Source organism: Pantoea sp. paga (genome assembly GCF_007558755.1).
GTDB classification, from domain to species: domain Bacteria; phylum Pseudomonadota; class Gammaproteobacteria; order Enterobacterales; family Enterobacteriaceae; genus Pantoea; species Pantoea agglomerans.
Genome location: NZ_VLTF01000001.1, coordinates 723,634 through 749,977 on the forward strand (window position 1 = coordinate 723,634; position 26,344 = coordinate 749,977).

At 52.0% G+C, this 26,344-nt stretch carries 26 protein-coding genes; 11 read left to right on the top strand and 15 right to left on the bottom strand.

Going from position 1 to position 26,344, the window contains the following annotated elements; genetic code table 11:
• Positions 1-191: 191 nt before the first annotated feature.
• A complete protein-coding gene (locus FOV68_RS03440; RefSeq protein WP_010247636.1) occupies positions 192-392 on the top strand; it encodes a hypothetical protein in 201 nt (66 codons plus the stop codon).
• 38 nt (positions 393-430) lie between these two features.
• On the opposite strand, the gene FOV68_RS03445 is transcribed toward FOV68_RS03440, so the two are convergent.
• Entirely contained in the window at positions 431-1,318 is an 888-nt protein-coding gene (locus tag FOV68_RS03445; RefSeq protein WP_143990314.1) for a benzoate transporter, read from the bottom strand.
• Positions 1,319-1,784: 466 nt separating this feature from the next.
• On the opposite strand from FOV68_RS03445, the gene FOV68_RS03450 reads away from it, so the two are divergent.
• The gene (locus tag FOV68_RS03450; protein ID WP_143990315.1) at positions 1,785-2,141 is read left to right on the top strand and encodes a hypothetical protein; all 357 of its coding nucleotides are present in this window, start codon (positions 1,785-1,787) and stop codon (positions 2,139-2,141) included.
• Positions 2,142-2,315: 174 nt separating this feature from the next.
• On the opposite strand, the gene FOV68_RS03455 is transcribed toward FOV68_RS03450, so the two are convergent.
• The 3 genes from FOV68_RS03455 to FOV68_RS03465 form a co-directional block, all read right to left on the bottom strand.
• Positions 2,316-2,705 (bottom strand): hypothetical protein, encoded by a 390-nt coding sequence (locus tag FOV68_RS03455; RefSeq protein ID WP_255473593.1) that lies wholly within the window; start codon positions 2,703-2,705, stop codon positions 2,316-2,318.
• Positions 2,706-3,039: 334 nt separating this feature from the next.
• Complete coding sequence (locus tag FOV68_RS03460) at positions 3,040-3,363, bottom strand: phage repressor protein (RefSeq protein WP_143990316.1); 324 nt, start codon at positions 3,361-3,363, stop codon at positions 3,040-3,042.
• A 2-nt stretch (positions 3,364-3,365) separates the two neighbouring features.
• On the bottom strand, positions 3,366-3,605 hold the full coding sequence (locus FOV68_RS03465) for a hypothetical protein (RefSeq protein WP_143990317.1): 240 nt from the start codon (positions 3,603-3,605) through the stop codon (positions 3,366-3,368).
• Positions 3,606-3,986: 381 nt separating this feature from the next.
• On the opposite strand from FOV68_RS03465, the gene FOV68_RS03470 reads away from it, so the two are divergent.
• A complete protein-coding gene (locus FOV68_RS03470) occupies positions 3,987-5,459 on the top strand; it encodes a glucosyltransferase domain-containing protein (protein ID WP_186289710.1) in 1,473 nt (490 codons plus the stop codon).
• 31 nt (positions 5,460-5,490) lie between these two features.
• On the opposite strand, the gene FOV68_RS03475 is transcribed toward FOV68_RS03470, so the two are convergent.
• The 10 genes from FOV68_RS03475 to FOV68_RS03520 all read right to left on the bottom strand — a co-directional run bounded on the left by FOV68_RS03475 (position 5,491) and on the right by FOV68_RS03520 (position 17,627).
• Positions 5,491-6,780 carry a tail fiber domain-containing protein gene (locus tag FOV68_RS03475; protein ID WP_143990319.1) on the bottom strand — a complete coding sequence of 430 codons (1,290 nt, stop codon included), beginning with the start codon at positions 6,778-6,780 and terminating at the stop codon, positions 5,491-5,493.
• 61 nt (positions 6,781-6,841) lie between these two features.
• A complete protein-coding gene (locus FOV68_RS03480) occupies positions 6,842-7,927 on the bottom strand; it encodes a DUF6453 family protein (protein ID WP_143990320.1) in 1,086 nt (361 codons plus the stop codon).
• Positions 7,927-11,061 carry a host specificity protein J gene (locus tag FOV68_RS03485; protein ID WP_143990321.1) on the bottom strand — a complete coding sequence of 1,045 codons (3,135 nt, stop codon included), beginning with the start codon at positions 11,059-11,061 and terminating at the stop codon, positions 7,927-7,929. The genes FOV68_RS03480 and FOV68_RS03485 overlap by 1 nt, the downstream gene beginning before the upstream one ends.
• Positions 11,062-11,070: 9 nt before the next feature.
• Positions 11,071-11,595: a tail assembly protein gene (locus FOV68_RS03490; RefSeq protein WP_143990322.1), complete on the bottom strand. Its 525-nt coding sequence runs from the start codon at positions 11,593-11,595 to the stop codon at positions 11,071-11,073.
• On the bottom strand, positions 11,538-12,263 hold the full coding sequence (locus tag FOV68_RS03495; protein ID WP_143990323.1) for a C40 family peptidase: 726 nt from the start codon (positions 12,261-12,263) through the stop codon (positions 11,538-11,540). The genes FOV68_RS03490 and FOV68_RS03495 overlap by 58 nt, the downstream gene beginning before the upstream one ends.
• Positions 12,263-12,967, bottom strand: a complete 705-nt coding sequence (locus FOV68_RS03500) for a phage minor tail protein L (protein WP_143990324.1) — start codon at positions 12,965-12,967, stop codon at positions 12,263-12,265. The genes FOV68_RS03495 and FOV68_RS03500 overlap by 1 nt, the downstream gene beginning before the upstream one ends.
• The gene (locus FOV68_RS03505) at positions 12,964-13,317 is read right to left on the bottom strand and encodes a phage tail protein (protein WP_143990325.1); all 354 of its coding nucleotides are present in this window, start codon (positions 13,315-13,317) and stop codon (positions 12,964-12,966) included. The genes FOV68_RS03500 and FOV68_RS03505 overlap by 4 nt, the downstream gene beginning before the upstream one ends.
• A gap of 3 nt (positions 13,318-13,320) precedes the next feature.
• Complete coding sequence (locus FOV68_RS03510; RefSeq protein ID WP_143990326.1) at positions 13,321-16,698, bottom strand: tape measure protein; 3,378 nt, start codon at positions 16,696-16,698, stop codon at positions 13,321-13,323.
• 61 nt (positions 16,699-16,759) lie between these two features.
• Positions 16,760-17,242, bottom strand: a complete 483-nt coding sequence (locus tag FOV68_RS03515; protein WP_186289711.1) for a hypothetical protein — start codon at positions 17,240-17,242, stop codon at positions 16,760-16,762.
• On the bottom strand, positions 17,196-17,627 hold the full coding sequence (locus FOV68_RS03520) for a DUF6246 family protein (RefSeq protein ID WP_370513262.1): 432 nt from the start codon (positions 17,625-17,627) through the stop codon (positions 17,196-17,198). Before FOV68_RS03520 ends, FOV68_RS03515 begins: the two co-directional genes overlap by 47 nt.
• 59 nt (positions 17,628-17,686) lie before the next feature.
• Here FOV68_RS03520 and xisR point away from each other — a divergent pair, with 59 nt between their 5' ends.
• Positions 17,687-17,881, top strand: a complete 195-nt coding sequence (gene xisR / locus FOV68_RS03525; RefSeq protein WP_143990328.1) for an excisionase family protein — start codon at positions 17,687-17,689, stop codon at positions 17,879-17,881.
• A 30-nt stretch (positions 17,882-17,911) separates the two neighbouring features.
• A complete protein-coding gene (locus FOV68_RS03530; RefSeq protein ID WP_143990329.1) occupies positions 17,912-19,192 on the top strand; it encodes a site-specific integrase in 1,281 nt (426 codons plus the stop codon).
• 31 nt (positions 19,193-19,223) lie between these two features.
• Here the strand turns inward: FOV68_RS03530 and fliE are convergent, their stop codons facing one another.
• Positions 19,224-19,535 carry a flagellar hook-basal body complex protein FliE gene (fliE, locus tag FOV68_RS03535; protein ID WP_003854485.1) on the bottom strand — a complete coding sequence of 104 codons (312 nt, stop codon included), beginning with the start codon at positions 19,533-19,535 and terminating at the stop codon, positions 19,224-19,226.
• A gap of 232 nt (positions 19,536-19,767) precedes the next feature.
• On the opposite strand from fliE, the gene fliF reads away from it, so the two are divergent.
• From fliF to FOV68_RS03565, 6 genes are read left to right on the top strand one after another with little or no spacing between them, the layout of a single operon-like run.
• Complete coding sequence (fliF, locus tag FOV68_RS03540; protein WP_143990330.1) at positions 19,768-21,507, top strand: flagellar basal-body MS-ring/collar protein FliF; 1,740 nt, start codon at positions 19,768-19,770, stop codon at positions 21,505-21,507.
• Complete coding sequence (gene fliG / locus FOV68_RS03545) at positions 21,504-22,496, top strand: flagellar motor switch protein FliG (RefSeq protein WP_010670853.1); 993 nt, start codon at positions 21,504-21,506, stop codon at positions 22,494-22,496. The genes fliF and fliG overlap by 4 nt, the downstream gene beginning before the upstream one ends.
• Positions 22,489-23,184 (top strand): flagellar assembly protein FliH, encoded by a 696-nt coding sequence (gene fliH / locus FOV68_RS03550; RefSeq protein ID WP_010247652.1) that lies wholly within the window; start codon positions 22,489-22,491, stop codon positions 23,182-23,184. Before fliG ends, fliH begins: the two co-directional genes overlap by 8 nt.
• On the top strand, positions 23,184-24,545 hold the full coding sequence (gene fliI / locus FOV68_RS03555) for a flagellar protein export ATPase FliI (protein ID WP_031593205.1): 1,362 nt from the start codon (positions 23,184-23,186) through the stop codon (positions 24,543-24,545). Before fliH ends, fliI begins: the two co-directional genes overlap by 1 nt.
• Before the next feature lie 28 nt (positions 24,546-24,573).
• On the top strand, positions 24,574-25,017 hold the full coding sequence (gene fliJ / locus FOV68_RS03560) for a flagellar export protein FliJ (protein WP_003854478.1): 444 nt from the start codon (positions 24,574-24,576) through the stop codon (positions 25,015-25,017).
• Positions 25,014-26,282 carry a flagellar hook-length control protein FliK gene (locus tag FOV68_RS03565; protein ID WP_143990331.1) on the top strand — a complete coding sequence of 423 codons (1,269 nt, stop codon included), beginning with the start codon at positions 25,014-25,016 and terminating at the stop codon, positions 26,280-26,282. Before fliJ ends, FOV68_RS03565 begins: the two co-directional genes overlap by 4 nt.
• Positions 26,283-26,344: the final 62 nt, after the last annotated feature.

Here is a 26,344-nt window from a genome sequence, read left to right on the forward strand (position 1 = left end):
ACTGCATCAGGGATTCCCGGTTAGCATGAACCTGCTGTACACACCCAAACATCGAAAAATGACGTGTTCAGTATGAGAGAAACTCCGATTAGCCCGCCTCTGGCGGGCTTTTTTTTCTTCTTTAATCCACCGCGCATGCGGGATGTCAGTGCTGGTCTAAACTTAAGAGACTGGAATAAAAGGAGAGAGTTATGTTTAAACACAATACGAATGAAGAACGTAAGAAAGAAGGTGATGTCAGCAAAAGCCTGCCGGAAGCCGCGCCAAACGCTGGTAATGCATACGAGGAAGATGATCATCCCGCTACTGATGCGCCGAAAGATCATGGCGAAGTGCCGCGCAAAAATGATGACAGCCAGGATGACAAAAAAGATCCTTACAAAGCAAGCTGATGTGCGAGATGCGCGCCCGATGGGCGCGCTGGTCAGCGTTATGATTTAATGAGATCGGCAAGCTGATGCTGATTTTCAACCAGCCAGGCTGGAAAATGTTCGGATGTCACCGGCACTATCTCCATCCTTCGCGGACGGTTCCAGATATCAATATTGTTCTCAACGCAGCGCCGTATATGATCCGGATTGTTAAATTCGGGGCAGTTACGTTCGGTATGAGAAATCGAAGACATTTTTTCACTGATGCGCTCATCGCTCATTACCCAGGAAAAATGCCACCCTGCGTTCTTAACGGTTTTTGTCCGGATATTTAGCCACTTCCAGCGCAACCAGTTCTCGCGTATCGGTGTACCACGACGCTTAACATTGCGAAGCAATTCCGGTTGCCCCATAAAAAAGTCTCGCAGCGTTTTACAGGTCACCATTTTCGCCAGTGTGGCACAGCGCGGTGTGCCGTCGTCATTTAAAACCCGGACATTAAATTTAAAATTGAAATATTGCTGATGTAGCGTCGTGCAAAGATGTTGATGACTGAATGCTTTTATCGCCTCGGGTCGGGGAATTTCATCAACGTCTGACACAATAACAATATCATCATCCTGCGCACCGGCCAGCCCTTGCATAATCTGATTACGTGCAGTGGCTTCATTTTCCCAGGGATCTGTCTCTCCCGCATTAACCAGAGAACTATTCGATTTAAAGGCTTGCTGATAAAATCTGGGCGCAATATCGTTAACAATATAAATAATTTTATCGCGGAAACGATCGAACTTCTCAATATCAAAATGAAGCTTTTCCCTGCGTTTACCGGTAAAGGTATAGCGTGATTCCACAATGACAAACCGATCAACAACATGCTCAAGCGTGTTCAGACGCATCTCAAGCAAGATATCTTCATCGTAGTATAAAAAACAGTCATAAATCATAGTATTCAGAGGCACTTAAGTAGTAAGTATTTCATCAGGACACCTCAACATGCGTAACACAACCGAGGTATAACGCCTTTTATTGGGCCGGTTTAAAGTGAACCTGATGTGTGTGTAATATACTGCGTAAAACTTTCCGTGTTTATAATAAGCTGGCTAACAAACGCTTCAGGCAATGAGTTTCGGGCATCCGTCTCAAAGCAGACTAAAGATATAATGAGCAACGGTTTTGAATGATAATTTACCTGCCATTCATCTGACAACGGTTAACACCAGCAGGCAGCATGAGTCACCTGATGCGGGCTACTAAGTTCCTGTCCGTTGCTAACATCATAATGCGTTGCGAAGAATGTTACATTTAGTCCGTAACGCCAGCAATATTAAGCGCAGATTTTTGATTAAAATGAGCGATACGATCAATATCCGGATATTATTGGTCTACAAAATAACCATGATGGTTTCGTTCATGAAGAAGATCATTATTGCCCTGAGCATAAGTCTGTTGGGCGGATGCGTAGATATGGGACGGCTAGGATTACACCCGACAACAAAAACCGCTTATTTCGACGGTCATCCTTTTCAGGTTGAATCCTGCCTTAGCGTAGCGGCACAGGATCAAAGACTCTATCTGGAGCAGGATGAACCTCTGCCGGATGGCACAAGGCGATATAACCTTGAGCAGGATGATGAAACCGTGGCCTGGGTTGAAATTGCTAAGTTCAGCCATCATCAGACCAGTGCGACATTTTACTATGATCCAAAAGCATCAGATATCAGCACAGAAGTTTCAGGGATGATCGCGCGGTGCAAAACATCACGTTAAATGCAGCGTCGGCATGTGCGTGATGCAGGATGGATGATGAGGAGACGGCATACGTTGTCAGGCCAGCCAGAGCTCAAGCGCTTGCCTGACAATCTTTCGCACTCTTCTCAAAAGCTTTTATCAGGCCCGCTTCCGGGCTGTGACATACACACGAGTGGGCAGTCGAAGTTCAGCCTATTTTGCCGGTTCGCAATCATAGGCACCTCGTATGCGGATCTGACTCTGGCTGGTACGGACGATTTCAGCTCTTAACAGCCCTTTGCCCTCACGGTTCGTCAACTCCATATCCACCATCCCTGGCGCTTTGCTGTTTTTCACCAGCAGTTTGACCGTCGCGTTGTCGTAGTCGCCCTTCTCTTTCGCAAAGGTGACTTTCTGCGTTTTTGCGCGTTCTCCATTCACCGAGAACCAGCCGCTCTTATCAGGTTTAAGAGAGAACGGCCCGCACTGCGTGGCAGCAAAGGCTGGGAGAGATATGCTGATTAACGATGCGATAAGGATAAGTTTTTTTAGCATTGGGCTGGCGTCCTGCTGATGGGTGATGAGGTGTCGGGTCGCCTGCACCGAAGAGTGAGTTCCCTGCTGCACGGCTCGTCATAAAGAGCAGTATAGTCAATGACACCTGCATTATCGCCAGTACAGGGTCATAGACTCAGCAAAGTGATCCGCCTTGATGCGGGCATCCCACTCCCCTCATCGCCTCCACGCAGGCGTGCCTTGTTCAGCGGAATCAGCTCACTAAACCTGCATATTCATAATTTCACTTTGAATATTTAGCCAGTCAGGTTGATGTGCGTTGAAGCGTGGTTTTACAGAGACATACCGCAAGTCACAAACTGCCGTAGTGGTGGTTTTGAGGTGATTTGCGGTATTTTTTTGTGCTACATGTGTGCTACGGCTAAATCGTAGGCCGGAGAGGCTCGTACACAGACGCGACCTCGGACGTTACCTTCCCCAGCACGATAATCCCTTCCATTCCCTCTCCGTCGATCGTCTCGCCGTCTGAGGTGATAATCCCTGTACTGAACAATCTACCCAGTTGCGGGAACTCGCCTATCTGGAATGCTATCTTGTCGCCTGGCGCGGGCTTGAGTGATTTGTCCGCCAGCACGAACCCGTCAGGCGTCTCAATCAGGATCATGTTGTTGCGGTGAGGCATCAGCACATCGTTCAGATCGATGCGCCGCTCGATGTAATCGGACGCCGGTGATGGAAATCCCATAATTACCTCACGTATCCCATATTGCGTAACGACCAGGTCTTATTCTCGCTTTCCTCTGTGACCAGCTCGAAGAAGAAGTTCTGGTAGTAGCGTATCCACCGATTGCACTCTGCCAGCGTCCAGACGTGATTCAGGTCATCCAGCCGCTTCTGGAACGCCGCAGTGGTGACAATCTGACGCCCCCTGCCGTCCTTCGTTATTGCGCCAGTGAACGCCGCGTGTATGTCACTCTCTCTCGCCATGATAAATCCTCCTTTGATAAATACTGTATGGATAAACAGTAATATCGATCGGTGCTTTTGATCAAGGCGGAGCGGTGGACAGATTTGTAAAGGGTTTGAGGTGAAAGGGTTTTTAGTTGGCGCTGGCGGTGATGGGTGACTAATCTCAAATGACCCACCCCGCAGCCTGCTCAGACAGGAGCGGCTGAGTCATTGCCCGGTCGCCGGGCTTTTTTATGAAGGCCATCAATGGACGCACTAAAGATGGCTTAGGGCGTTTAGGATAATGGAATTCAGGTATTTTTAATGTATTGAAGATAAGAATTCATGACATAGATATTGAGATTGATGATCCACTGGCTTACCATTCACTCAGTACATAATATATCCGTTGGAACAATAATGAATCGCATTTTTACTGATTATAAAAGAGAAATATACATTTTCTGCCTATCTTACTTATCATGCCTGATAATGTATGGCCAGGAACTTGCAAATTTCTCTCTTTCGATTGATGAAGAGTTAAGCGACAACTTCCTTAAAACAATAGCTTTTAGCCGGTGGGGGCATGCCTACTTAAAAGAGTACTTACTTCCTGAGCCATACACCCCATTTTTCACCACGCTTATGTCTATATTATTTCTATCACTAACAGTGGTGGTAATTTCTAGAATAATTAAAGCAAAAGGCTTAACATGCTTTATATTGCCAATATCGTTTATTGGGTTCCCTCAGTACGCATATCAAATTGAGTTTTCCAACCAATCAGATACTATGTCTATCGGATTGCTGCTATCCTCTCTTTCAGTGCTATTTTTTCAAAAAGCAACCAACGGCAGATTATGGGTTAATTTAATAGCCGGAGTATTGCTCTCAACGGCATCACTTTCAATATATCAATCTGCAATCATTTTCACACTGTCATTATTTTTGATGCAGATGTGTTGTGTTCTTTTTAATGGTAATCATGCTGAGCGTAGATTTTACAATGTATTAAATTTTGGCGCAGGTATTACTTTATCCGTTTTAATATACTTTTCTTTATCTGCGTTGATAAGAGAACATTATCAAGTAGACAACTCTGGATACTTATTGAACCAGGTTGGCTGGTTAGTCAATGGCTCATCCTCTATGATTCCCATGATAGAGTCCATAACAAATTATTTCACATTTAAATCATATTATGGTTTGAATATATACTTTTTGACTCTGCCTTTGTATTTGCTATGCATGCTGAAGATTTTTTTAGGGAACTTAAGTAACAGAAAGGAGTTGGCATTATGGCTAACATTGTTCATGCTTTCTCCTTTTGCTCTTACAGTACTGTTTGGTAGCGACCTTGCCCCGCGTACCATGCTAGCACTTCCTGTCACGTTTGCTGGCATGATTGTCATTGCGTTTCTGCTGATGAATCGCGCTTTACCTTTTGCCGCCCTATCTGTTGTATCGCTACTGATTTCGTCTAATGCAGCAAGTCAGCTTTCATATTCTGACCATATGGCTAGAGAGCAAGATAGTAAAATAGCTAACCGAATGATTTCCATCATATACGAAAAATACCCATCTTTTGATGAGTCGAAAACACCTGTTTATTTTTATGGCGCGTATCAACCAGATAACTTCTGGCGAAAAAACAACTCCGATGTATTTGGAAGTTCATACTTTGCTTGGGACGGCGGCAGCAATAAGAGACTATTTTATTTCTTTAAAACAACAAATACCGCAAATTTCGTTAGGCCTGATGTTGCTTGCGTAAAAAAAATGCAGGAGAGAGCCGCAGAGATTAATCCATGGCCTTCTCCAGAAAGCATTGAAATGGTGGATGGATGTTTGATAATCAAACTAGGGTCTACTCCTAGTCCATATATTTTCTAAATTTTGATATATGCCCCATCCCGGGGCATTTCTAGCCGTCCAAACCGTCGATATCTTTAAGCCTTACGCCCATAGCTTTGATAATCTCAGACTGTTCGTCGATCAGCTTTTGCTGGGCCTGTAGTGCCTGAGCCAACTTGGCAATCATCGGGATTTGGTTAAGATAGTATGCTGAGTCGTTGTTAGGATCAGCCTCAATATCATAATCATCCGGCAACCCTTTTCCGCTGACACATTCAGGAGATACCTTAACCAGGTCATTAGCAATGAACCCCAACTGCTCTGCTGTCTCCGGAATAATGCCACGAGCCTTCATTTTAAAATCAGCTGGTCGCCACTTAAGAACTTCCGCAAGAGCCTTGCTCGCGTCTTCACGGTAGGTGATGTCTTTCTTCAGTCCTTTATCTGATGTGCTCGATACCGTTACGTTACCTATTTTTACGTTATCAACCCAAGTCTCTAATTGTGCGGATGAGTTCCAGTAGAACTGCCATGAATTAGCCTGATACGCCCCGCCAGAACCCTGCTTACCCCTCACCCCTCTCACTTGATCAAGAAGAGAGTCGCCGAGTGCCATTAAACTACCTGCTGCAGAACCTCTAACAATATTCAAGTTTCCGTCGCTACAGTTAAACCCCCACAGAGCATTAGCATCACCATTCCCTCGGTACAGATTAATTCCACCGCTGTAGTTGGCACCACCGACGCGCATACCACCGTTAATGCGGAATGAAATGCTTCCTGTTCCAGCACTGACCTCAATTGCCTGCGCCTCTGTGTGAATAATCCTTGCTGTATAGTCAGCTGAAGAATTGTTGTGATGAAAGTCGATAAAAGGCGTAGCTGCAGATATCTCGATGGCTGGCAGGAATAAAGGGCCGGTCATTGTTCCACCGGTCTTGTCGAGTTTTCCTCCTACAGAGTTAACAACTGAGTTCCATGACGGACCAGTGTAGGTGGATCCATCTGGAAGAGTTACAGTGATATTGCCGCTTGCACTATAAACCTGCTGCCAGTTGGCCTTGTCGAGATTGAGCCCACGTATTGCCTTAGCAACATCCGCGGCTACCTGAGCAGTAATCCCAACCAGTGCCGCATTAGGCACGGCTGTCCACGCCACACCTGTCGCTGTAGGTCCATTGTAAGCAGTGATCAGCGTGAGGCCTGTGGCCGAATTAACTGACTGCACGCCAAGCGTATAAGTCACGCCGCCAACAATTGCCACCAGGAAATCATTAGCCTTCAGCTCGGATGAAAAATTAGTTCCTGAGCCGGTTACTGCTGTTGAGTTGTTTGTTAGTGCAATAGTGCCCGCTGGCATAGCTTTCTCCTGGCAATAAAAAACCCGGCGCAAGGCCGGGTTCATTGGGTTGTGGGTTTATTTAGAAGTAATAACTGGCGTCGATACATGGCAACTGGCAGGACGCCTGAATTGCCTTGGGATATTGGTATACCGCAATCTCCCGGCCTGTTGATTTTGCTCTGGCAGTCGTAACAGCGTTGCCGTTCATCTTCAGCCCGGACTCAAGGCATATGCGGAAGGTGTAGTTATTGTTGTTCCGACTGTAATCGCCTCTCTGGGTGCCGAGACTGCATAAAGGCACCATCGGCTGCGACACCGAGCCAGTCGGATTCACCCAGGATTGAACCTCGCCGGTAGACCCATCAAAGTTCTCATACCCTCCGATATCGTAATAAGCATCAGTCCACATGACAGGAGGATATTTGCTGGAGTAAGTGACCTGATTCGATGCGTTGCGAATAACCATTCCATAACCGGAAACAGGCAGCGATGGAGAAAAGCCGCATGACACAACGACGACCTGAACGCTGTTTACTGTTCCGCCTTCCTTTGAGCCTTCTGTGCTGCCAAAAGCTGTATATGTCTTTATTGAGTTTGTTCCCCTGTCTAGATAAAGGGGGTTATCCGTATTGGACCACCTGGCAAACACAATATAATTTCCGAGATTCACAACATCTGATGGGATACTCCACGACCCGTTTATATTTATCACTGCCCTGTATGTTACAAATCCAAGATACGATACGTCGCCGACCTCCATAAAATTTGAGCCGTTTGTAATTCTAACTCCGTATTCAACAGCAGGGTTGGCGGCATAAGAGACTGAAAACACGTCTGCAAAACCAGCCTCTACAGCAGGTGGGTTATTGCCATCCGGACTCCTATATTTAGCATTATAAATAAGTGAGCTTCCGTTGAATGAAAGGCTGCTGATATATGCCATCGGCGGCCCTGCAGGGTTGGTTCCGAGGTATACTTTCACCAGATTTCGGGGAACTATGAGGGCCTTGCTGTTTGCTGGCTGGGCTTTAAATCCGCCAACAGAACCAGAATTTGCCATCATTGAAGCATTTCCAAGGTAAGATGCGTAGCGCATTGATGCATCCAGTATGATGGGCTTCCCCCCATCATCTGGCACTATGCGGACGCCATAAATATCAGCCATCAGTTAAGTTTCCCCGCCTTAAACCTCTCCACCCCATTGGCATCGTAAACAGCCATTCCCGTTTCGTTGAACACGCTTCCGCCAGACCGACCGGATCCGCCGTACAATTCGAAAGAGCCATCATTTCTCATGATTGTTCCCGAACGACCCGCGACATAGTTTGCTGAGTACCATGAGCCAACCTTGGCAAGCGTAATCGAGGCATAGTTAATGAACGCGTCACGCATAAAGACCTGACCGTTTACGGCCGTAAATGCGAGTTGATATGTGCCGTTTGTGGTGTTGTAGATGCCAAAGTTATCGGCACTGAACAGGGCAAATGACTGAGTTGTGCCACCATTCCCTTCAATGCCCAGCTGCATGCCAGCAACGAATTTGTTGCCGTTATTGTCTATCTGTACCTTCACGCCCCATTGGGCCGAAAGTTTGCCGCTTAGGTCAGAATAGGCGCTGGAAACCTGTTGCACAGATGCTGTGTTCTGGTCTGACTGCGCCTGAATTTGCTCAAACTTCTGAGCGTAGGCGCTGTTGTTGTCGGCAACCGTCTGGCGTACAGAGATGATATCAGCGCGGTTGAGCCCATACGCTTCGAACTGGTGATCGACAGATGCATCAAGGTTCAGGGCGTTCTGCAGTATCCCCTCAATGTTAGTATCGATATTGGACGTAAGCCTATCGAAAGCCTCCGACTCTCTTATAGCTTTATCGATGTAATCAATCATTCCCGGGATGTCGGAAGATGCTTGGCCTGATACCTGCACAAAGGACGACACGCCAAAAGCATTTTTTGTCCTGACGTACATGTAGTAGGTGTGGTCAGCCTTCAGGCCATGAAGAGTCCACTGTGAAGCCCTGCCGAGAAACTGCGCCTCCGTCTCCACGGCACCGATTGAGCTGGCCGGCACCTCCCCTGTGTACCAGAACTCAAATGTCGTATCTGTTGTTGCGCTGACATTCATCACCGGCACGATATCGGCCGAGAAGATGCCTGGTGTCCACTGTATGAACGAAGGTGCAGAAGGCGCGCCAATCACCAGGCTGACCTGAGTTTCGGCACCCTTCATGCCGTTTTCATTGCGGCCACGCACGCCCAGCGTATAGATACCGGCATCCAGACCATAGAAGTCATATCGGAACTGGTCTGTTTCGTACTGAGCAACAACCTTCCCGTCTGCGTTATAAACGTAGAGTTCGAACACGATCTTCTTGGTCAGCGTCGCCGTCTGCCAGGTTGCCGTGACCTGTATAGTCTCGCTGTTGACGTTGATGATCCGCAGGTTTTCGATGTTCGGGACACGATATCCATTGAGGGTATCGTTAGGCGTTTCGAATACCGCGCCATCATCCACGATAGCCTGCTTGTTAGGGTCGAATAGCGTTGCTGAAATGCTATAGACAGAGTTATTTTCGTCTTCAGATATCCCCATGACGCGAAACAGGCGTGTAGCAACGTCACCCGTTGAAATGACGAATATCGTTCCGTCTTTAACCCAGTTCGGAGAAGTTCGCAGTGTGATGATTCGACCCGAAACTGATGCGATCGGATAGCGTGTGAACTTACCATTCGAGCCCATAAGCGACATCGTATCGCCGCCACCGGCCATAGATGAAACATCGGCATCCACAGTTATCACGGCGCCGCTGTGAGAAATGATGCGGCCGCCAAGTCTTGTGGCAGCGTAATCATTATCCATGACCTCAATGACATCGCCTGGCATGAAAGCGATAGCATCGCGCGCCATCTTGAAGGTGACTTTCTTTGTTTCCCGCTTGCAGGTTTCAAGCAGCCATTTACCGGCGCGGAAAGCCTGCCCGCGGGAGGTGCATCCGAAGGCCTCCAGCGTCGTTTCGTTGTAGCCGTACCGGTCAATCATCTGGTCATCAGAGACGTATTCTTTGACCTGTTCCCATCCATTGTTTGGGTCAGTCCAGGACACCACAACAGCGTTGAAGCGCTCTGAGCGTTTCATGGAGCTGTAAGTAAACAGCCCGTCTACAACGCTGGCATTGGTAACGGCTGCAACAGGGTCCTGCGGGTTGTCCAGCATGATTGAGAATCGCATGCCGTCCCACAGCGCAATGCCGCGGAACATGCCTGCAATCTTGTCGAGAATATCGCGGGCGCTGGATTGCTCAGTGATATAAGCATTCAGGGTGAAGCGTGGTTCTTTGCCGCCATAACCATCATCAACAAGCTGATCGCAGAACTGAGACAGGATATACAGGCTGCCATCATCAACGTCGATGTAGCCTGCCCGACGCGCCAGTCCATAGCGCGTATTTTTCACTAAAGCGCGAAACAGCCATGCGGGGTTATTGGTCCATGCTGACTTGAACCCGCCAGTCCAGATTCCAGTGTATGTTCTGGCTATCGGGTCATAGTTATCTGGCACATCGACAATGAGTCCTCGCAGATGATAGGTGCGAGTAGGCGTGTCGGTGTACTGGTCTCGGTCAATCACTGCGCCTGCCACAGCCGCATAAGGGTATGAAAGGCGGTCATCAGTGATTTCAGTAAAGCTGTTCCAGATGGTGCCATTAGTCATCAGGTCGCTTGAGCTGTCCGGAGTAACGCGGCGCAGGCGGATATCAAACGGCTTCTGCAGGGGCGCATCAATGATATGAGCCTCAAGGTACTCGCCTGATATTTTGCCGCTTATTGTGACGGTCTTCTGAATATTCCATGAGCCGGACGTTCCATTGCGCGTCTCAATGACCATGGTTACCGCTGTTTCGTGCTGGTTGCCCTTGGTATCCTGCTCCACCAGGCCAGTTACGCCGATGTTCATTCGCACCCGGGTCACATCAGTGTCGGTTACCGTGCGCACCAGAGGGGTGCTCTGGGTTACGTCTGTATTGACGACCGTGGTCGCTTCAATCGCGTCAAAGCCGGTGATCGGTGACTGATTTGAAGAGCCGGGACGCCATGCCACGCTGACGCCGTTAATCGTAACGTTACCGCCTGCATCAGTGACTGGCGTTTTATTCAGCATGAATGAGGAAAGGTGGTTCTGGTCTACCGGGCCGTAAATCGGACCTTCTGAAATGAGATCGAGGACTTTCAGATACTGCTTTGATTTGAGGTTGTCGTCGATAAGTTTGGGAGTGCTTCCGCCACCGCCGCCTGAGCTCATGCTTTCACCTTAACTGATGGAAATATCCCAGTCCTGATTGTTGCTGGTATCAATACCGAGAGAGATAACGTTGCTGCCAACCACCATTTCGCCAATCAGTAACGGAACCGGCCTGCCCTGCCCGATTCGGTTCTCTGCACTGGTGAATGAGTTGTTGGTAATGGAATTTGTGTCCTGGTCTGCTGCACTCCGCGTCTTCATGTGTGAGGACATATAGAGCGAGTAAGCAACCGAGGCGACCGTGACGGCCACCATGATCCAGACCGCAGCAACGGCGCTGATTGCCCCTTCAACAATCGGCACGAAGAGGACTGTTGCGCCGTCTTTCAGGTGCCTGTTCATGTGGAATTCGAGGTTATCCTCTGACACGTCACCGCCATCAATGCGAAGGCGCAAGCGGGTTTTATAGAAATCGCGTTTGAATTCGGGGCATTGAGCAAGGAGAAGGCGCAGGCCTTGCGAAGGTGTATCGACGTTCAGAGTGATTTGGCGGAAATGTCGTCGGAGATTCCCCGCAAATCTAAAGATGAGCATTGTTCATGCCTCCATATAGAGTGCGTCAGGCTTACATAGGATTGCCGGTAGGGCTCGCGGCGGCTGAGGCGCCCGCCCAGTTCGTGATGAAGCACTGTGTTGTCTCCTAGCCATAACATTGCGTGGCAAGGGTCTGATTCAGGGAAGGCGCGCCGGATAATCACATCCCCCGGCAGAATGTCGGCCGGAGTAACTTCGTAAAATCCGTTGGCAGCCATATTCTTCAGGTAGAGGTTTTCACCCCTCACCCACCATCCGTTAGTGCGCTCGAAGTCTGGCAGGTCGATACCGCACAGGTGGTAGGCGTCCCGAAAAAGCGTGTAGCAATCCATCACACCATGTTCGAAACGGCGGCCCAGCAAATGCGGCACCGGTCGGAACTTTCGAAGCCTGCCAGCGCTCGCCAGCCACCAATCAATTCCGGTAGAAATCTGCGCAACCCTGTCGGCAGCCGAAAGAGCGAGTTTTGGCTCAGGATGGGAATGAAAAACGGCGGTGATTTCTCCCGCCGCTTCCGCTCTCATCCAGTCTGTATCGCTTATGCGAAAGTTCCGCCCCGGGTCGGGGTGATGGTTGTCACAGCGCATGAACCGATCGCCATCAACAATCAGGCCACATACTTCATCACGGGATAAAGCCGCATATGCCAGGCATTCATCTTCAATCATCAGGACACCTTTGAAGAGCCGGGATAGCCACCATAGGGAAGCGGTTCAGGTTTAGGGAATCTCATCCGGCAACCGGTGAGGTGCTTTGAGCACTTATCCCGTGACATGTCCGTGGTTGGGTTATCTTTCTCATCAGCAACCGGCCCGCCCGAATAACCACAGCCGTCGCCGCGGTACACCCATTGGCAAACATCCGCCAGGATGGTTCGCGCCGGTATGATGGCGTTATCGCAGTCAACCGGTGTCGCCAGGTTATAGGTCACGGTCTCGAATGTCTCTTCAACCATCTCCTCGATAACGTAACGAGATACAGCTTCCATGGTCGGGTCTGCATCTGCATTACCATTCGGGAAATTGACCGCGTCGAGGTGTTTTACCAGTACCTGCCGGCGCGTCACCACAGCCCCTAATGCATCATCGAAATCATGGTTGATGCCAGTGATAAGGCCGGTGATGTTAGCCACCTTCATCGTCGGGCGAGAATAGGTACCCTCTGACTTGGTTTCAAAACCCTCAACCGCGATCGGATAGGCTGAGTACTGTCGGCCCTGCCAGATTACGTCACCGTAATAGCCGTTCGTGCCTGCATGGAAGCGGATGACATCGCCGCCGAATGATTGCAGATCCACTTCGAACAGGTCGAGCATCGCGCCAACGCCGGAATCAGTGCTTTCGATGATCAGTTCTGCTGGTATATCTCTCATCTCGGCACCTGCTCAAACGTGGCGGTCAGCTCATGCTGATTGCCTGTCTTCTTCAGTGACCATGACCGGCACACATAGAGACTCTGCACGCCGGTATCCGATGGCGTCCAGTAGAACGCTTCAACAGCCATCCTTCCTTTCAGGAACGCATCGGCGGCTTTAGCCGCGTTAGGTCGTGAGCATTTGGCATCGTCGAAGCCAACGAAAGTCAGCTGGTACCGCCCCATTAACGGGTTGATACCCTTAACCTGCCGCTGCTCATAACCATCGCCCAGCTTAACTACGGCTACATCAGGCGTACGGTCGCCCGTGAAGCCCTTTTGAGGGCTCCATGTGAAAGTTTCTGGCATGGGTTATCTACCTTTACTGAGTAAACCTGAAGGCCGCTGCTGGTCTTTGATAGTGCGAAGGGCCACGGTCTGCATCATTTGCGCCATCTGCTTCTGCGTGGCTTCGTCAACGCCGCCAGTGGTTTGAATGTCGAAGTTGAAATTCATCACAAGCCCACCACCGGCACCGCCCCCACCGCTAATATCCCGGTTGCTGATTACCGATCCATTGTCGCCGGGAATCATGTACTGGCTGCCATTGCTGGCTTTGAAGATTTCAGGCTTACCGCCTTCACCTACCCGATACATGCTGCTGGCGTTGACGGGCCCGCCGTGCTCGCGTGCGCCAGCGATTGCCAGTCCCTTTGATGCCGCCAATGCTGTGGTATAGGCTGTAGTCCCTACTGCTGAAGCGCTGCCAAGTGTTGCTATTGATGCGCTCATGGCTGCAGGAGCCCATGCGGCGGTTGCTGCCGTTGCCTGAGCTGCCGTTGATGCCAGAGCGGCTGTTGCGGCCGCCTGTCCCATGATCATGTTCTTGACGTACTGCAGGCCCATTTCAACAAGGCCACTCACGACGCTATTCAGGATGGTCGTCCCAATGTTAGCGAACGATTCAGCCAGGCTTTGTGTCCCATTAAGAAGGCCGGTGATCGCATTTGTTGCTCCACCCTGAAGTGAGTCGATTGCATCGCCCAGCATCTGATTTGCCTGGCTCTGGTTTTCCCATATCTTCCACGCAGCATCGATTCGGGCCTGCTCGTACTCGGTATTGGCTGCGTTTATAAGCGCCAGTCCGTTAGCTGTAATGGCGCCTTTCTCAGTTTCGAACTCCTGAATCAGCGCCAGTTTGCGGGCGTTCTCGTTTGCCAGCGCCTGAACGGGATCGATAGCTCCTTGCGCGTCCTGAGTGGGCGAAACCCTTGCAGCTGTCTCAGCACGGATTTTTGCGAGGTTGACCTGATGTTGCGCTTCAAGCTGTTCAGATGTTGCGTTGTACTGCTGCTGACTAATCTTTTTTGCGGAAAGGGCCGTTTGCAGGTCGCTTACATCTTGCTTATAACTTGCATTCTCTTTTGCTTCGGGCAGAAGCTTCTCGGCAGCGGCTTGGGCTTTAATGGCGTTAGCCTTATCCCATGCTGTTGCCGCGTCTTTCTCGACTTGAGCAATTTGCGCTGGCGTAGGGTTCGTTAGCTTTTGGCGAGCCTGCAACAAATAATTAGCACGTGAAAGATCACTGGTGGAATCAGCGGCCATCTCTGATTTTTGTCTGTATTGATCAAGCACCTGTGAATTATGCTCAGCTTGAGTTTCGGCCTTTTTACCGGCAGCTATGCCCGCCCGAGTTTCTTTATTTCGCTTCTCTTCCGCCTGCTGCAAGTCATATTGCGCTCCAGCAAGTTCTCCTGCTGCGATTACCTGATTCGGGTTGCCACCTTTATCGCCGGCTTCCATTTGGGCTTTAGTGACCGCCCGAAGGCGCTTATCGGTGATAGCCAGCAACTTGTTTTCATCTGCCAGATCTTTGTTATAGGCATCTGCCTTGTCGCTGCGAAGGATTTGCAGGCTTGTAGAGTTAAACTTGTCCTTTGCGCGGCTGGCGAAGTCGATTGCATGACCGAACTGATTCATCAGACCGCTAGCCACGCCAGCAGCGTCGCCGTCACGTTTTAGCAAATCGATCCCTTGAGCAAATGTGCCATTCATCTGTGCGCGAAGAATGCCGGTTTTACTGACGGTCTGACTGAGCTTTTCTTGCGCAGTTTCGTTCTGCGCAAGCAGCTGGGTATGTTCGCTCTGTGCATCTGCAAGTTCAGAAAGGGCCACCTTATAAAGCAGGCTTCCTTCCTGAAGCGAGCTAAGGGTGCGGCGCAGGCGAGCCTGCTGGAGTTCATTTGCCTCAATTGTGGATTGATTATCTTTTAAAGCGTCAACCTGAGCGCGGATTGACTTGCTGGCATTATCAATTTCAGCAGCAAGCTGAACCTGGCTCATGCTCTTCATTTTGGCGATCACGCCATCAAGCTTGTCGGCGAAGTCGATACTCTCCTGCCGGGCCTGTTGCATCTTCTGGTAAAAGTAAAAAATACCCGCTGCAGCGATAACAGCCGCACCAACAGGGCCGCCGATAAGAGCGAGCGCGCCACTGGCAAGTGATTTTATCGTTGTTGTTGCCGTCACTGCTGCCGCAGTAGCTGTTCGCGTTGCGGCAGCCTGCGCAATCTGGGCCTCTGCATATGAGGCAGAGCGCTGGATAGCCACTGACTTTGCAGCATTGAGGTTCTGCAGAGCAAATGCCTCTGCCGAAGAACCTTTGGCAACGTTATACTCAGCCTGCGCAAGTGCCAGCGACGACAGAGCAGCTTCTTTATCCAGCAACGCCTTTCTGGCGACAACGGTAGCTGAAGTGGCAGTGGCTGCAGTGGATTGCGCGGTAGCTACCGCTTGCGCTCTGGCTGCCAGAGCGTCATCTACTCTCGCTTTCGTTGCCATAGCCAGAGCGCCAGTAAATCTCCCGCCAAAGATTACTGCGGCAGCTGCAACTACGTTAGCGACAATATCTAAATTCTCGCTGAGAGAGATAACACCCTGATTGAAGATTTTTATAGATGTGCTGACGCTTGAGCTCTCACCTACAAATTTGGTGATATTGTTTGTTGCAACAGTAAATGCTTGCCCCATGGTTAGCGCAGTGTTAGCGAACTCTTTTGCGATCGCATCGCTTTGCTTTAGCAGACCATTAACCACAACCTCTGTGGTGAGCTTTCCCTGCGCTGCCATCGATCTCAGTTGGCCGATTGTTACACCAAGGGAATCAGCCAGCGCAACAGCAAGGCGGCTTCCGTTTTCAGAGATAGAGTTAAACTCTTCGCCACGCAGAACGCCGGAGGCGAGAGCCTGAGAAAGCTGGGTCATTGTCGAGCTAGCTTCTTCAGTTGTTGCGCCAGATACAGCAAGGCCTTTATTGATGGTTGTTGTTAGCTTAATGAGGTCGGCAGTGCTGGTGCCGGCGCTTCTCGTAGAACGCTCCAGCCGACCATACAATGTGGCGGTAGCCTCAATACTTGACCGGGTGTTCTGTGAGATATCGAAAACGCGCTGGGTTACATCAGCAAGCTGCTCATTAGCCCGGACGGAGTTCGCCAGTTTATTGCTAACCGTTACCCAGGCATTTCCATACTCTGCAACCTGCTGCACCGAGATAGCTGCTGAAAGCGCGGTTGCCACCCTAGTTAATGATGAAAAAGACTTTTCAGCATTCCCAGCCGATTTAGCTGTGCTATTGAAGCCTTGGTCTAATTTGTTTAGACGATCATTTACCTGCCGCTGCCCTTCGATAAGCCTGGCGACATTCATTTCAATCTCATAAACGATGTTGCCAACCTGCTGCTCGCCTGCCATTCGCTTTTCTCCGGGCATAAAAAAACCCCGCCGGGGCGAGGTATATTTGGGTGGTAAAGAATTACTTGTACTGCGTCTTTCCTGGGTTTGTTAGTGCGTAGTTGACAACAACACCATTTCGCACAAGTACCTCAAGTGTTTTTTTGGTAACGTCCACTTTAGGCTTAAAACTGAAAACTCTGACGGCCGCGTTAGAGGTGACATACTCATAAATCCATTTAACGTCAGTTTCACTTACCACTTCTTTTTTCATTGGCTCACCAAGCAGGCCAACAAGGTCGTTCTGAGTCGTTTTCCCGGAAACTATTTGAGTCGATTTGTTCTCATCAAAATCCCGTCCACTATGAGCTGTACTTCTGTAAACGCAGCCTGATGTAATGCAGGCAATTATTAAAACCAATGCAATTTTTTTCATATCACCACCACCATTCATAAGTATGGCGATAATCCTAAAGGGAAGCTGATGCAATGGGAAGCAAGAAAGCTTCGCGTGATTTTTATGCTGCCTTAGCCAGCCTTTTCGCCTTTTTAGCAAGGTAATCATCTGCAACCTGATCGTACTCTTCCCGAGTGAATCCCTTCTGGTCAGGGTATTTGGCTGCAAGCATGTGCTGAAACTCGGTCATCGTTAATTGCTCGGCTTCTGAGCGCGTCATATTGAAATGATTGCGGGCCGCGCTGACGTAATCAAAGGCATTAAACTCTGTCGTTGCCTTGCCGCTTTCGTGGCGCTGTAACTGGCGAACCTTTGCCTTACCGATGATGCCATGAGTTATCAGGGACTGAGCAATTAGCAGCATCTCAAAGTCACCCATCAGACCCATCCGCCGCTTAAATGCCCTGCCTTTCGCTCTGGCCGGGCGGAGCTCGCCGATAAGATCAGACAAATCATCCTCACAGCAGGCCTGCATCACAGTCATGGCAGCCATAAGCGCCCGCTTGCCATAACTGCAGCTGCGGATGTGCTCGATTATCTGAATCCGTTCTAATGACTATCACCGGCATGAAGAAAAACACCATCAAAACTGCCCGCGAAGTGTCATGGATGGAGGGGCGTGAATATAAGCACGTATCGCCCGATGGCGCGCCGCGTGATAACAGCATGTGCTTTTACGACTGGAAGGCGATCGAGAAGTGGATTGATAACCAGCCAGCAGCGATTGCCAGGAAGAAATCTGCTTAAATACAGATCCATTTCATCAGGAGAAGGCGTATGTCTGGATATCCGACAGGAGTGGCTCCCAATAAGAACCACCTTCGAATCTGGTTCATGTATGAGGGGCAAAGACGGTGGGAGGCGATCGGCGTTCCCGATACACCCAAAAACAGGAAGATGGCTGGCGAGCTGCGTAGCAACATCGTTTACCGCATTAAGACAGGGACGTTTGATTACAGGAGTGAGTTTCCGGATTCACCACTATTTAAGAACCAGGCTGGCTCATCAAAGGCGGTGCCTATCAGGGAAGTTGCGGATTTATGGCTGAAGCTCAAAAAGCCTGACTGGGCCAATAGCTCTTACATCACGACAGAACGCCGCGTCAGGGTGACTCTGGATATCATCGGCAACGGAAAGGACATCCGGTCAGTCATGCAGAAAGATATTCTCAACCTTCGAATTGAGCTTCTGAATGGCAGTTACTTTACCGGCAGGAAGATGAATATAGAAAAGAAAGGCAGGACGGCGGCCACGGTTAACTCCAGCATGGCAGACCTGAAAGCCATTTTCGCCTTTGCTCATGGCAATGGGTATATAGAAGCAAACCCGATGACGGGCATCAAGCCTTTGAAGAAGTCCAATAAGCGGCCGGATCCGATAACGCGCGAGGAGTACCCTCGCCTCATCACAGCATGCTCAACACGTCAGACGGCAAACATGTGGTCTCTTGCCATCCTGACGGGATTGCGTCACGGAGAGATATGCGCTCTGGCATGGGAGGATATTGACCTCGAAGCGAAGAAGCTGAAAGTCAGCCGTAACCTCACACCACAGGGCTTATTCACGCCGCCGAAGACTGAAGCGGGAAACCGTGTCATATGCCTGATGGATGCAGCGGTCGATATCCTGCGTGACCAGCGAGAGCTGACAAGAATGTATCCTCAGACCTCATTCACTTTTCATACCAGGGAGTATGGCGAGCGAATTGAGGAGCAGAAGACGTTCGTGTTCAACCCCAGCGTGAACGCTGTCAATGGCCGATCGGGAGCATATTACTCAACAGAGTCACTCGGACAGATATGGACCGGCGCACTGAGGCGTGCAGGCCTGCGTCACCGGAAAGCATATCAGTCACGTCATACGTTCGCATGCTGGGCTCTTTCAGCAGGCGCAAACCCGAACTACGTCGCTTCGCAAATGGGTCACTCCGATGCGCAGATGGTGTACCGGGTTTATGGCGCCTGGATGTCAGAGAACAATAACGACCAGCTATCACTCATCAACACGAAAATGAGCGATCTTGTGCTACATACGTGCTCCACTAAAGTGGCAGTATGATAAACCTAAACAACTTCAGACAGTTACCCGCCTAAACCTGCATATTCATAATTTCGCTATACGCCGACACCAGCTTGTTCCTGACCTGAATACCCATCTGCATTGAGATTGATGATTTCTGCAGATCGACCATCACATCATTAAGCGCGATACCGGGTTTACCCATCTCAAAATCCTGCGCCTGGGTGCGGGCGGTGGTCTGCGTCTCGCTGATCTTATCCAGCGCCGCTTTCATAGTTGCACCGAAATCGATCTGATTAGGGGCTTCACTGCTGCGGTTGCTGGCCTGCAGTGAGGTCGCCTGAAGCTGCTGCAGTACGCCGTCAATTGCCTGAATGGACATGAACGATACCTTATAAAGGAGGATGATATTTTTTCTGTGGGGAAAAGTTAGCACGTTGTCAATGAGACAAAGCCGCTAAATGACAGCAAAAAACCTACCTTATCCAGCCATCGAATTTTCCTTATCACCTAATAATGCCTGGCATTGAAGTGGAAATTTTATCTACGCAGGTCAGGGAGTCTGTTTTGCCATCTCAACTTACCCGGTCAATTACGTCAGGCAGGAATCGGTCATGAATGCGAGTACAGCCGCCACAACAGAACAAGAAAAGAAAGGCTTCGGTGACCTGCTCGCTCGCCTGCGCGCAAATCCGCGTATTCCTTTAATCGTCGCTGCCGCCGCCGTTGTGGCGATAGTGATCGCAATGGTGCTCTGGGCGAAGCAGCCCAGCTATAGCGTCCTTTATAACAACCTTACAGATGAAGATGGCGGTGCCATCGTCACGCAGCTGACGCAGATGAACATCCCTTATAGCTTCGCCGAAAATGGCGGCGCGCTGATGGTGCCGGAAGCGAACGTGCATGAGCTGCGTCTGCGTCTGGCTCAGCAGGGTCTGCCGAAAGGCGGCTCGGTGGGTTTTGAGCTGCTGGATAAAGAGAAGTTCGGTATCAGCCAGTTCAGCGAGCAGGTTAACTACCAGCGCGCGCTGGAAGGCGAACTGGCTCGTACCATCGAATCACTCGGCCCGGTTAAAAGCGCCCGCGTTCATCTGGCGATGCCAAAACCAACCTTATTTGTGCGTGAGCAGAAAGCGCCATCCGCTTCTGTCACCTTAACCCTGCAGCCTGGCCGTGCGCTGGATGAAGGCCAGATTCAGGCCATCGCCCACATGGTCTCAAGCAGCGTCGCCGGTTTACCGCCGGGCAACGTCACCGTGGTCGATCAGACCGGTCGCCTGCTGACCCGCTCTGATTCCGCCGGTCGCGACCTGAATGATGCGCAACTCAAGTATGCCTCTGAAGTTGAAGCACGCTACCAGCAACGTATTGAAGCGATCCTGAATCCGATTCTCGGTCAGGGCAATGTGCATGCGCAGGTTACCGCGCAGATTAACTTCGACACCGCCGAGCAGACCGACGAGAAATATCAGCCTAACGCTAATCCGTCGAACTCAGCGATTCGTTCGCGTCAGACCAGCACCAGCGACCAGTCAGGCAGCCCTTATCCGGGCGGCGTGCCGGGCGCGCTCTCTAACCAGCCTGCGCCAGCTAACACTGCGCCGGTGACGACGCCGAACAACAATGCCGCCAATGGCCAGAACGCCAATGGTCAGAATGCTAACGGTCAGAACAACGCGGCGAATAACGCTAACCAGACCACCAGTACCGCAGCGGCCAGTGCCGGACCGACCAACTCGCGTCGTGACGACACGGTGAACTACGAGCTGGATCGCACCATTCGTCATACCAAGGTCAACGTTGGCGATGTACAGCGTCTGTCGGTTGCGGTCGTGGTGAACTTCCGTGCAGATGATAAAGGCAAAGCGGTTGCGCTGAACGAACAGCAGCTGAAGCAGATTGAAGATCTGACCCGCGAAGCGATGGGTTACTCCCAGAACCGTGGCGACAGCATCAACGTGGTGAACTCGCAGTTCAACACCACTGAACCGGTGACCACCGATCTGCCCTTCTGGCAACAGCAGTCGTTCTTTGATCAGCTGATGAACGCCGGTAAGTGGCTGTTGATTGCTCTGGTAGCCTTCATCCTCTACCGCAAACTGGTTCGTCCGCATCTGGTTCGCAAGCAGGCCGCAGAGAAAGCCGCCGCGGAAGCCGTTGCTGCCCGAGCGACTGAGCAGCCGGCAGAAGAAGCCTTTAATGTGCAGCTCAGTAAAGATGAGCTGGATCAGGAACGTAAGTCTAACAACCGCATGAGCGCAGAAGTGATGAGTCAACGCATCCGCGACATGTCAGAAAACGATCCGCGCGTTGTAGCGCTGGTAATTCGCGAATGGATGAGTAAAGAGCTATGAGTCTGACCGGAACCGAAAAAAGCGCCATCCTGATGATGACCATTGGCGAAGAGCGCGCTGCGGAAGTTTTCAAACACCTGAACCAGCGTGAGGTCCAGCACCTGAGCGGCGCGATGGCCAATATGCGTCAGGTGTCGCATAAGCAGCTGACTGAAGTGCTGCGTGAGTTCGAAGCGGATGCTGAGCAGTTCGCGGCGCTGAGCCTGAACTCCAACGAATACCTGCGTTCTGTGCTGACCCGTGCGCTGGGCGAAGAGCGCGCCTCCAGCCTGCTGGAGGACATTCTCGAAACGCGCGATACCACCAGCGGCATGGAAACGCTCAACTTTATGGAGCCGCAGGCTGCTGCCGACCTTATTCGCGACGAGCATCCACAGATCATCGCCACCATCCTGGTCCACCTCAAGCGTGCCCAGGCCGCCGATATTGTGGCGCTGTTCGACGAGCGTCTGCGTCACGACGTGATGTTGCGTATCGCCACTTTCGGTGGTGTCCAGCCAGCCGCGCTGGCCGAACTGACCGAAGTACTGAACGGACTGCTGGATGGCACCAACCTCAAGCGTGCGAAGATGGGCGGCGTGAGAACCGCAGCCGAAATTATCAACCTGATGAAAACGCAGCAGGAAGAGGCGGTTATCGAAGCCGTACGCGACTTCGATGGCGAACTGGCGCAGAAAATTATCGACGAGATGTTCCTGTTCGAAAACCTGGTGGCAGTGGACGACCGCAGCATCCAGCGTCTGTTGCAGGAAGTGGAGTCCGAGCAGCTGCTGGTTGCACTGAAAGGTGCCGAACAGCCACTGCGCGAGAAGTTCCTCAAAAACATGTCAGCCCGTGCGGCCGACATCCTGCGCGACGATCTGGCCAACCGTGGTCCGGTGCGTATGTCCGCAGTGGAAAACGAACAGAAAGCGATCCTGCTGGTGGTACGCCGCCTGGCCGAGTCAGGCGAGATGGTGATTGGTGGTGGCGAGGAAACTTATGTCTGATGCATTTTCTGCGCGCCCCTGGCAGCTGTGGCAGCCCACTGATTTAGGCCGTTTCGATGAGCCTGCTGAACCGGAGCTGCAGCCAGAAATTTACGAAGCTGAAGATGGCGTTGATGAGCAGCAACAGCAGCTCGAACGCCTGCAGCAGCAGATGCGCAAAGAGGCACAGGGCCAGGGTTACAACGAAGGCTATCAGCAGGGTGTGACCGAAGGCCAGAAAGCCGGTTACGACGCCGGTTTTCAGCAGGGTCTGGCCGATGCCCAGCAGCAGCAGGCGCCACTTCAGGCGCGTATGCAGCAGCTGGTAACCGAGTTCCAGAACACGCTGGAATCCCTGGACAGCGTGATTGCGGCTCGTCTGATGCAACTGGCGCTGGAAGCGGCACGTTCGGTGATTGGTCAGGCAACCACGGTGGATGGCACTGCCCTGCTGCGTCAGATTCAGGGTTTACTGCAGCAGGAACCGATGTTCAGCGGCAAACCGCAACTGCGCGTTCACCCGGATGACTTACAACGCATTGAGCAGACCCTGGGTCCGACGCTGGATCTGCACGGCTGGCGGCTGATCGCTGACAGCACCCTGCATCCTGGCGGCTGTAAACTCAGCGCGGAAGATGGCGACCTGGATGCCAGCGTCGCGACGCGCTGGCAGGAACTCTGCCGCCTTGCCGCACCGGGAGAACTGTAATGACCACTCGTCTGAATCGCTGGCTCGGCTCGCTCGACGCCTTTGAGAAACGCATCGCTCAGGTGCAGCCGGTGCGCCGTTATGGCCGCCTGACCCGCGCCACCGGCCTGGTGCTGGAAGCGACCGGCTTACAGCTACCGCTGGGTGCGACCTGCGTAATCGAACGCAACGATGGCAAAACCATCAGTGAAATCGAAAGCGAAGTGGTGGGATTCAACGGTCAGAAGCTGCTGATGATGCCACTGGAAGAAGTGGACGGCATTTTACCAGGAGCGCGGGTCTATGCGCGCCAGAACGGAGAGAACCCGCAGGCAGGCAAACAGATGATGCTGGGCCCGGAACTGCTGGGCCGCGTACTCGATGGCAGCGGGCGACCGCTGGACGGCCTGCCGTCTCCGGATACCGGCTATCGCGCGCCGCTGAACACCCCGCCGTTTAACCCGCTGCAGCGTACGCCGATCACCGACGTACTGGATACCGGCGTGCGGGCGATCAACGCCCTGCTGACGGTCGGTCGCGGACAGCGTATGGGCCTGTTCGCCGGTTCGGGCGTGGGTAAAAGCGTGCTGCTTGGCATGATGGCGCGCTACACCAAAGCGGACGTCATTGTGGTCGGTCTGATTGGCGAACGTGGCCGCGAAGTAAAAGATTTTATCGAGAACATTCTCGGCGCTGAAGGCCGCGCCCGTTCGGTGGTGATCGCCGCCCCGGCCGACGTTTCGCCGCTGCTGCGTATGCAGGGTGCCGCTTACGCCACTCGTATCGCAGAAGATTTTCGCGACCGCGGCAAGCATGTGTTGCTGATTATGGATTCCCTGACCCGCTACGCCATGGCGCAGCGTGAGATCGCGCTGGCGATTGGTGAGCCGCCGGCCACCAAAGGCTATCCGCCTTCCGTATTCGCCAAACTGCCTGCGCTGGTTGAGCGTGCCGGTAACGGCATCGACGGCGGCGGCTCGATCACCGCCTTCTATACCGTCCTGACCGAAGGCGACGATCAGCAGGACCCGATCGCCGACTCCGCGCGCGCCATTCTCGACGGCCACATTGTGCTGTCGCGTCGGCTGGGCGAAGCGGGTCACTATCCGGCCATTGATATAGAAGCCTCGATCAGCCGAGCGATGACCTCGCTGATCGATGAGAACCACTATGCGCGGGTGCGCCAGTTTAAGCAGCTGCTCTCCAGCTTCCAGCGTAACCGCGATCTGGTCAGCGTCGGCGCTTATGCCGCAGGCAGTGATCCGATGCTTGATAAAGCGATCACGCTCTATCCGCAAATGGAAGCCTTCCTGCAACAGGGCATCTTTGAGCGCAGTGATTACGACGACGCCAGCCTGCATCTGCATGCGCTGTTTGGCTAGTCATACGAATTAACGCGAGGTAACGGCAATGAAAACTGCAAATGCCATCGATACGCTGCGCGACTTAGCGGAGCAGGATCTCGAACGCGCTGCCATCTATTTAGGCGATATGCGTCGCGGCCAGCACGCCGCGAACGAGCAGCTGACGATGCTGCTCGACTATCAGGACGAATATCGTAACAAGCTCAACGATGACATGTCGTCGGGCATCGCCAGCACCCGCTGGACTAACTATCACCAGTTTATTCAGACGCTGGAAAAAGCGATTGAGCAGCACCGTAACCAGCTTAATAACTGGAATCAGCGGCTGGAACAGGCGCTGATCAACTGGCGTGACAAACAGCAACGGCTGAACGCCTATCAGACGCTGATTACGCGCGCAGCGGAAAATGCATTACGACAGGAAAACCGTCTCGATCAGAAACGGATGGACGAATTTGCCCAACGGGCCGCATCGAGGAGAGGTGAATGATTACGCTGCCAAACATTGCTATGAAAGCGACGGTAAAAACCGACGCAGAACCCTCAGTCTCAACTGACCTTGCTGCGGGTGATGATGCCCTGCCGCAGGACTTTCTGACCGCACTGGGAAATCAGTTACTCGGCCTGGCTAAACAGCAGGGAAAAGCGGCGCAATCCGCTGACGTCAAAGCAGAAACTGCCGATGACGCCCGCCCGAAGGCCCCGCTGAATGCACTGATGGCAGCACTGGAAAATCCTGCTGCGCTGACCGCTCTGTTTAAGCCGGAAAATATTAAAGGTGGGTCAAAATCAGCCGATGATAAAGACAAGCCGGACGTTGCACCCTTAAGCGCCAGCGATATGCAGAATATGCAGGCGCTGTTCGCCATGTTACCGGGTGTGGCGGCTGTCACAGCCACCACGTCGACCCCGGTCAGCAGTGAAGCGGGCGACATGATTGCCCAGACCGATACCGGCCGGAAAAGCCAGACCTCGCTGACGCAACTGCTGAACAGCGCGCAGCAGAGCCACGCACCGGGCGAAGATGAGAAGTCTGACGCAAGAAGCGACGCACAGAGCAAACCTGCCGTCACAACTGCCGCCAGCCAGAGCAACAACGCCGCGCAGAGTGCGACCAGCAGCGGCCTGACGCTCGACAGCAGTTTCCAGCAGGCGCTGAGCAACATGGTTAAGCAGGATGATCAGGCTGCAATTAAAGCCAGCGCCAGCGATAACGCGATCAGCGCTACGCCAATCGCCACCGCCAGCAGCCTGCCCGCGCAGGTGACCGCCTCCGCGACCACCAGCACGCCGTCAACGCCGATGCTGAACTCACAGCTGGGTAGCGACGAGTGGCAGCAGGCGCTGAGTCAGCAGATTGTGATGTTCAGCCGCAACGGCCAGCAGAACGCGGAGTTGCGTTTACATCCGGAAGACCTTGGCGCTATCCAGATCAGCCTGAAACTGGATAACGACCAGGCACAAATTAATCTGGTTTCCAGCCATAGCCACGTCAGAGCAGCACTGGAAGCCGCGATACCGCAGCTGCGCAACGCGCTGGCAGAGAGCGGTATCAACCTGGGCGAGAGTCAGGTGAGCAGTGACAGTTCCGCGCAGGGCCAGCAATTCCAGCAGCAGCAGGAGGCGCGCCGCGATGGACAACATGGCCGCTTCTCCCTCACCCAGGACAGTGACACCGACATTACGCCGATCGCCGTTCCCGCCGCCCTTCAGGCTCGCGTTAGCGGTAACAGCGCCGTCGACACTTTCGCCTGACAGCGGCAAACGCTGAAGGTAAGCGTAAAACCCGCGTCTTTTCTACCCATTGGTTTGACTTA

Bases quoted from the DNA above. Each gene is read 5' to 3' on its own strand.
- xisR (WP_143990328.1), top strand. From the start codon at position 17,687: ATGACTATCACCGGCATGAAGAAAAACACCATCAAAACTGCCCGCGAA.
- FOV68_RS03520 (WP_370513262.1), bottom strand. From the start codon at position 17,627: ATGGCTGCCATGACTGTGATGCAGGCCTGCTGTGAGGATGATTTGTCT.
- FOV68_RS03530 (WP_143990329.1), top strand. From the start codon at position 17,912: ATGTCTGGATATCCGACAGGAGTGGCTCCCAATAAGAACCACCTTCGA.
- FOV68_RS03440 (WP_010247636.1), top strand. From the start codon at position 192: ATGTTTAAACACAATACGAATGAAGAACGTAAGAAAGAAGGTGATGTC.
- fliI (WP_031593205.1), top strand. From the start codon at position 23,184: ATGACCACTCGTCTGAATCGCTGGCTCGGCTCGCTCGACGCCTTTGAG.
- FOV68_RS03470 (WP_186289710.1), top strand. From the start codon at position 3,987: ATGAATCGCATTTTTACTGATTATAAAAGAGAAATATACATTTTCTGC.
- FOV68_RS03450 (WP_143990315.1), top strand. From the start codon at position 1,785: ATGAAGAAGATCATTATTGCCCTGAGCATAAGTCTGTTGGGCGGATGC.
- FOV68_RS03475 (WP_143990319.1), bottom strand. From the start codon at position 6,780: ATGCCAGCGGGCACTATTGCACTAACAAACAACTCAACAGCAGTAACC.
- FOV68_RS03495 (WP_143990323.1), bottom strand. From the start codon at position 12,263: ATGATTGAAGATGAATGCCTGGCATATGCGGCTTTATCCCGTGATGAA.
- fliH (WP_010247652.1), top strand. From the start codon at position 22,489: ATGTCTGATGCATTTTCTGCGCGCCCCTGGCAGCTGTGGCAGCCCACT.
- fliG (WP_010670853.1), top strand. From the start codon at position 21,504: ATGAGTCTGACCGGAACCGAAAAAAGCGCCATCCTGATGATGACCATT.
- FOV68_RS03505 (WP_143990325.1), bottom strand. From the start codon at position 13,317: ATGCCAGAAACTTTCACATGGAGCCCTCAAAAGGGCTTCACGGGCGAC.
- FOV68_RS03490 (WP_143990322.1), bottom strand. From the start codon at position 11,595: ATGCTCATCTTTAGATTTGCGGGGAATCTCCGACGACATTTCCGCCAA.
- fliJ (WP_003854478.1), top strand. From the start codon at position 24,574: ATGAAAACTGCAAATGCCATCGATACGCTGCGCGACTTAGCGGAGCAG.
- FOV68_RS03510 (WP_143990326.1), bottom strand. From the start codon at position 16,698: ATGGCAGGCGAGCAGCAGGTTGGCAACATCGTTTATGAGATTGAAATG.
- FOV68_RS03465 (WP_143990317.1), bottom strand. From the start codon at position 3,605: ATGGCGAGAGAGAGTGACATACACGCGGCGTTCACTGGCGCAATAACG.
- FOV68_RS03485 (WP_143990321.1), bottom strand. From the start codon at position 11,061: ATGAGCTCAGGCGGCGGTGGCGGAAGCACTCCCAAACTTATCGACGAC.
- FOV68_RS03480 (WP_143990320.1), bottom strand. From the start codon at position 7,927: ATGGCTGATATTTATGGCGTCCGCATAGTGCCAGATGATGGGGGGAAG.
- FOV68_RS03565 (WP_143990331.1), top strand. From the start codon at position 25,014: ATGATTACGCTGCCAAACATTGCTATGAAAGCGACGGTAAAAACCGAC.
- fliF (WP_143990330.1), top strand. From the start codon at position 19,768: ATGAATGCGAGTACAGCCGCCACAACAGAACAAGAAAAGAAAGGCTTC.
- FOV68_RS03500 (WP_143990324.1), bottom strand. From the start codon at position 12,967: ATGAGAGATATACCAGCAGAACTGATCATCGAAAGCACTGATTCCGGC.
- FOV68_RS03515 (WP_186289711.1), bottom strand. From the start codon at position 17,242: ATGATTACCTTGCTAAAAAGGCGAAAAGGCTGGCTAAGGCAGCATAAA.
- FOV68_RS03445 (WP_143990314.1), bottom strand. From the start codon at position 1,318: ATGATTTATGACTGTTTTTTATACTACGATGAAGATATCTTGCTTGAG.
- FOV68_RS03460 (WP_143990316.1), bottom strand. From the start codon at position 3,363: ATGGGATTTCCATCACCGGCGTCCGATTACATCGAGCGGCGCATCGAT.
- fliE (WP_003854485.1), bottom strand. From the start codon at position 19,535: ATGTCCATTCAGGCAATTGACGGCGTACTGCAGCAGCTTCAGGCGACC.